Annotated in this window: 2 protein-coding genes and 3 pseudogenes; 3 read left to right on the top strand and 2 right to left on the bottom strand. The window is 70.3% G+C overall.

Annotation, left to right across the window (positions count from 1 at the left end; all coding sequences use genetic code 11):
- Both ACTWQE_RS33455 and cas3 read right to left on the bottom strand, forming a co-directional pair.
- A pseudogene (locus ACTWQE_RS33455) lies at positions 1 to 317 on the bottom strand (type I-E CRISPR-associated protein Cse1/CasA); the annotation flags it as partial.
- Positions 317 to 2,717: pseudogene (gene cas3, locus ACTWQE_RS33450) on the bottom strand (CRISPR-associated helicase Cas3'); the annotation flags it as partial. The pseudogenes ACTWQE_RS33455 and cas3, both read right to left, overlap by 1 nt.
- Positions 2,718 to 3,858: 1,141 nt before the next feature.
- On the opposite strand from cas3, the pseudogene ACTWQE_RS33445 reads away from it, so the two are divergent.
- The 3 genes and pseudogenes from ACTWQE_RS33445 to ACTWQE_RS33435 form a co-directional block, all read left to right on the top strand.
- Positions 3,859 to 4,263 (top strand): annotated as a pseudogene (locus ACTWQE_RS33445) (site-specific integrase); the annotation flags it as partial.
- 441 nt (positions 4,264 to 4,704) lie between these two features.
- The gene (locus tag ACTWQE_RS33440; RefSeq protein ID WP_443332855.1) at positions 4,705 to 5,067 is read left to right on the top strand and encodes a MarR family winged helix-turn-helix transcriptional regulator; all 363 of its coding nucleotides are present in this window, start codon (positions 4,705 to 4,707) and stop codon (positions 5,065 to 5,067) included.
- Positions 5,064 to 5,695: MFS transporter (locus ACTWQE_RS33435; RefSeq protein ID WP_443332854.1), on the top strand; the 632-nt coding region annotated here is incomplete at its 3' end. The genes ACTWQE_RS33440 and ACTWQE_RS33435, both read left to right, overlap by 4 nt.

Below are 5,695 nucleotides of genomic sequence, written 5' to 3'. Positions count from 1 at the left end.
GCCAGCGGGTCACCGTAACCCAGGACGACACCGTGGACCCCGGCAGTGTCAAAGTGCAACCGCAACCGCCGCGTCTGCCAGGTGTACAGATCCCGCACGCCCGATGGCCGTTGCTCCACGAGATCGCGCTCGGCAGCTTCCGGCCCGCACGGCTCACGCCGCCAGGCGGGGCGGTCATCCTCGCCGAACCGCAGGCCGGAGGTATCGGAGGCAACCAGGTTGAGGAGCAGGGTCTCGCGCAGGGTGTCGCCTTCGGCGAAGACGCCGCCGAGCGTGCCCGCCCAGCCGACGCCCAACGGGTACACCTTGCCGCTTTCCGGACCTGGGCCCGCCCGGCCCGGGTGTCATCCGCGTCGCCGACACCGGCCGCGATCCAGCCGAAGAGCGGCCGCCCCGGCCGGCCTACCTCACCGAGGCGGAAATGCTCGGCCCGCTCGGCCTGGTCCCTGCGGTGCTCCTCATGCCGCTTCCGCGCCTTGGCCAGCGTCCCTGACCAGGTCTCGGGCCCGGCCGGACCGTCCCAGTAGGCGCCCTGCACCAGCGGGCTGATGTCCTCGGGGAGCCCTACCGGCTTGGTCAGGGAGTCCAGATGCGGCAGGAGCACGGCTGTCGAACGCAGCAGCGCGTACTCGCCATACACGACGACCGACCCCCGCACCGGAGCGGGCACGTCGGCACTCCAGTCGACGCCAGTGATCAGGCAGCGCGGGGTCCGAAGCCGCTCGGGGCGTGAGCGCTGGTGGCGGTGGAGGCGTCCCATCCGCTGGAGCAGCAGGTCGATCGGGCACAGGTCGGTGACCAGCAGGTCGAAGTCGACATCGAGGGACTGCTCAGCGACCTGACTGGCGATGACAATGTGCGGCTTCTCCGGGCGCCGGTCACCTGCCTTCTCGGGCGGCCCGAAACGGTCCAGGAGGTCGGCGTCCTTCGCCGCCCGGTCCACGTCGAGGAAGCACGAGTGGGCCACGGTCACGTGCTTGTCGCCGAACCGCGCGCGCAGCACCCGGGCGGTCTCCAGAACCCGCTTGACCGTATTGCGGACGACCAGGACACAGCCGGCCCCATCGAGTTCAGCCTCCAGCCGGTCAGCAAGACAGTCCAGGTCGTCATCCAGCCGCTCGAGTTGCACCTCGCCACCGCGCGCACTGGCCCCGGGATGTGCCAGGACAGGTCCCGCGCCCGGCGCCACTGCCGTCAACAGCGGGTAGGCGTCGGCGTCGGCCAAGACGTCGAATTCCGTGGCGCCCGCCCGGGCTCCCGCATACGCTCGGCCAGCTGTCGCCGCCGGGCAGCGGGCAAGGTGGCAGAGAGCACGACCACTGGCACCCCGTAGGCGCCCAGCCAGGACAGCACCCTGTCCAGGTAAACGCTCATGTAGGTGTCGTAGACATGCGCCTCATCGATCACCACGACCTTGCCCGCCACTGCGAGGTGGCGCAGGGCCAAGTGGCGGCTCTTGAGCCCGGCGAACAGCAGCTGATCGACGGTACCCACGACAAAGGACGACAGCATCGCCTTCTTACGGCCCGCAGCCACTGATGTGCAACCAGCTCGGCCGGTGCCGCCCGCTTCTCGGGCGAGGGGCGCCACTGCTCGACCGGGTCGTTGGCGGCGTCCACGGCGACGGCGGCGATCGCCTGCCGACTCGCCCTCTCCAGATCGGCGAACTCCTCATTCAGCGCCGCCTTGGAGTGGGCCAGCAGCACCGACAACCGCCTGCCCTCTCCAGCGGGCAGATGCTCAAGCCACTCCAGCAGGCGAGGGAACATCGCATTTCCTGTAGCCATCGTGGGCAGCGCAAAGAAGACCCCTCCCGCGCCCGAACGAGCCGCGAAAATCTCAGCGAGGCAAGAGCCGCTTCCGTCTTCCCCTCCCCCATCGGCGCCTCAATCACCATCAAGCCCGGCTCGGGCATGGCCCGCGCCAGCTCCACCGCCCGGCCTGGGCTCCGCCCCCGGCGGCAGTTCGAACCGGGAAGCGAACAACTCCTGCACATCCGCAGGCGGCTCATCAGGACGCCAGGGCGGCGGCAGGCACAGCCCCCGCCAGGCCGCGGCCACCCGCTCATCACCGGTCTGGGATGCCGCCTGCGGGAAATACGGGAAGAGGTCGGGATTGCTCGCGATCCAGTCAGCGACGATCACCACCGCAGTAAGGAGCACCTGCACCGGCTGCGGAAGCTTCACCCGCCGCCACACATCCGGTCGCTCACGCACCCCAAATTCGTCCGCGCACGCATCAAGGAGTTCGCCCTGCATCCGCCGCCACAAGGGCCGTGAAGGCCCAGGAGTGCGCAGCAGCTCCGGATGGTCGTAGAGGTCCTTGAGCTGGTGGTGGTCCGGCGGCACACCATGGTGGCCCCCAACCACGATGGCGAACTGCCCCGCCTCCCGGCCACTCCAGCCGTGTCCCTCCTCAAGCCACTCCCCCAGCAGCACCTGCCCCGCCAGCCCATGCGGAGCCAGCGAGTGATCCGGCCCCATCTGCCGCCGAGTCGCCATCTCAAGCCCCACCGCACGCATCCGGTCAGCGAGCGAATCGACCTGACAGGCGAAAGCCGGAGTGGCCTTCCCGATGTCATGCACAGCGGCCAACCACACCGCCAGGAGCCGGGCATCCGCGGTCCCCGCTGGCAGCGTCTCACCTATGAGTTCCCGCACGTTCGCCGGCAGCCACCGATCCCATAACAGCCCCGCCACGGCAGCGGCGTCCTCCATATGCCGCCACAAGGGCAGCCAACCGTCGCCATCCCGGTCATGCTTGGCCCACACGTTCCGCACCAGCCCTACAAGCCGGCCCCCCCAGCCCCGTTCGGGACCCCCCCTCACCCGCCATGCCAAGTATCAATACAGGCAAACCCCATGCTCCGGGACCTCTATTGAAGAAACAGCCCACTCGACTCAGCCCCGGCCGGCCATCCCGTGCTACACAGAAACGGGTCGGTGTCCTCCTGCTGGTACACCGTGTTGCCCACGGACCCACCGAGGCGGGTACCGTGCACAGCCCCGGCCCATCACGGATCTAACAACCATATCCGCTTCGCACCATTGGCGGCAATCAGTGAAACTACTCAAAACCAGCGCTCGCCATCAGTAAGAGCGCAGGTCGCACAGTCTGCTCCCCGCACGCGCGGGGATGGCCCCCCAGGCCCTGACGCGCCGAATCCGGCGCTCTTCTGCTCCCCGCACGCGCGGGGATGGCCCCTACTCGCCGGGGCTCGCCGGGTGGACGATCAACTGCTCCCCGCACGCGCGGGGATGGCCCCACCAAACAACCGATGGGGGATCGTATGGCCGACTGCTCCCCGCACGCGCGGGGGATGGCCCCGGCTAGCAAGCTTCCCCCGTCACCAGGCGGGGTGCTCCCCGCACGCGCGGGGATGGCCCCGAGGCTGAGCGGGAGGTAGGAGGTGGCCAGGGCTGCTCCCGGGGTGGGGCTCGGGTCGTGGCTCTGCTCCCGGCAGGCGCGGGGATGGTCCCGACAAACTGCCCAGCACGCGAGAGCTGGCTGACTGCTCCCCGCACGCGCGGGGATCGCCTCGATGCCCCGCACCACGTGGACGTCTGGGCGCACTGCTCCGCGCCGACGCGGGCTCTCCCGGTCCACCGCGAACTCGTCCTCCCCGCCGACGCTGGGGTGTTCCGCCCGGCGTCGGCAAATCGGCCTCGGAACCCTGTCCTCCCGCCGACGCGGGGTTCCGGCGATGAAAGCGGTGGCGATAGGCCGGAGGGGCCCTGTCCGACACGCGGAGGTCGCGCCGTACCGGTTGTGTGGTGGAAATCCCTTCGCCTGTTGTCGTAAAACTGACGGAATTCCCTCACCTGCGGAAACGCGGTTCGCGCCTTGGGTGGATTCCACACTGTGTTCTGGGACGCCGGCACCGCACGTCTTCTGCCCCGCCTGATCAAGGGCCGCACCCGCGGGCCGGTGTTCGTCACCCACCGCAAGCCGGGCCCCGGCAAGGTCGTCAGCCCGCGCGACGTCTGCCCGGACACCGGACTCGCGCGGCTGTCGTACGGGCAGGCTCGCGCCATGCTCGACGCTCATACGGCACTCGCCGGCGTGCAGGGCGCGGGCTGGGACCTGCACGAATGGCGCCACTCCGGGCTCACTCATCTCGGCGAGGCCGGAGCCAGCCTGCCAATGCTTATGGCCAAGTCACGGCACAAGAAGCCGGAGAACGTACGGCGCTATTTCCATCCCTCGGCGGAGCCAATCGCCGAGGTCACCAGCTTGCTTGCCCCTGGAGACAGTCGGCGCTGACCTCGTCAGCGGCAGTCAAGTTGAGCGACTCTGTCGGGAATCTTGAGGTTCGGGGTCATTTACCCTGCCTCCACCACAGGGGCCGGGGCAGTCCTCGTTTGTCGAGGTACTGCTGGAACGCCGTGGGCGGGCGCGCGGGCCGCCATTCTATCGCCGGGCACTGAGACGGCCATGGCCCACCACGCGCCGGAGGTGCTGGACGAGCACTTCCTGGTCGACGGGCGCGGCAGGTTCCGGCCGCGTCACCGAGCGCGATGGCCGGCCGCCGTCGCGGGTGCGGATCGAGGCCGCCCGCGCCAGTCCCATTTCCATAAACTATGAATATAAAAATGCTATGTTTCGAGCATGAGTCGTCAAGACACCGCTCCTGGCGCGTCCGCCGCCATCGGGGCAGCCCTCTACGGCCTGGCCACCAGGGCCGCGAGACGCCTGCCCCGGGACATGAGCCTGACGTCCGCCGCCACCCTGGCCACCCTGGACCGGACCGGCCCGCGGCGCATCACCGATCTGGCCGCGGTCGAGGGCGTCACCCAGCCCGCGATGACCGCCCTGGTCCGGGTGATGGAGGAGTCCGGCCTGGTCGAGCGGCGGGGCGACGCGTCCGACAAGCGGGTCACGCTGGTGTGCCTGACCGAGGCCGGCGCCTCCTATGTCCGGAGGCGGCGCCAGGCGGGCGTCCACGCGTTCGAGCGGTTGATCGGCGAGCTCACCGGCGACGAGGTCGAGGCGCTGGTGGCGGCCCTTCCGGCGCTGAAGCATCTGGCAGAGCTCGAAAGCCAGGACCGCGAAGGGCCGAAGCAGTGACCGGGCAGCCGGTCGGCGGGGTCGCGGTGAAGGCGTTCCCGGTGGCGCGTTCCGAGGCGCGGCTGCTGGTCCCCGCCCTGATGTTCATCGCTCTGGTCGTGGCGGCGGTCGCCAGCCTCGGGGCGCCGCTCATCACCAGCGTGGCGACCTCGTTCCACGTCTCGCTCGGCAGCGCGCAGTGGACGCTGACCGTCGCGCTGCTCAGCGGCGCCGTCGCCACGCCGGTCCTGGGCCGGCTCGGAGCCGGCCCGCACCGGCGGGCCACGATCCTCGCCACGCTGGCGGTCGTCGTCGCCGGCAGCGCGCTCACCGTGCTGCCGCTGCCGTTCGCGTGGCTGCTGGCCGGCAGGGCGGCCCAGGGCGTCGGGCTCGGGCCGACGGCGCTGATGATGGGCGTGGCCCGGGACCACCTCCCCGAGGAGCGCAGCGCGGCCGTGATCGCCCTGATCTCGGTGGTCTCGATCATCGGGGCCGGCGTCGGCTACCCGCTGGCCGCACTGCTCGCCGAGCTCGGCGGGGTACGGGCCGCCTACGGGCTCGGCCTGGTCGTCACCGCCGCCGCCCTCCTGATCGCGTGGCGTTCTATGCCCGAGGCCCCCGAATGCCGCTCCGCCTACGTGGACGTGGC

This window comes from Streptomyces sp. 8N706 (genome assembly GCF_052245415.1).
Taxonomy (GTDB): domain Bacteria; phylum Actinomycetota; class Actinomycetes; order Streptomycetales; family Streptomycetaceae; genus Streptomyces.
Note: the sequence above shows the minus strand (reverse complement) of the source record. Positions and strands in the feature narration are given on the sequence as shown.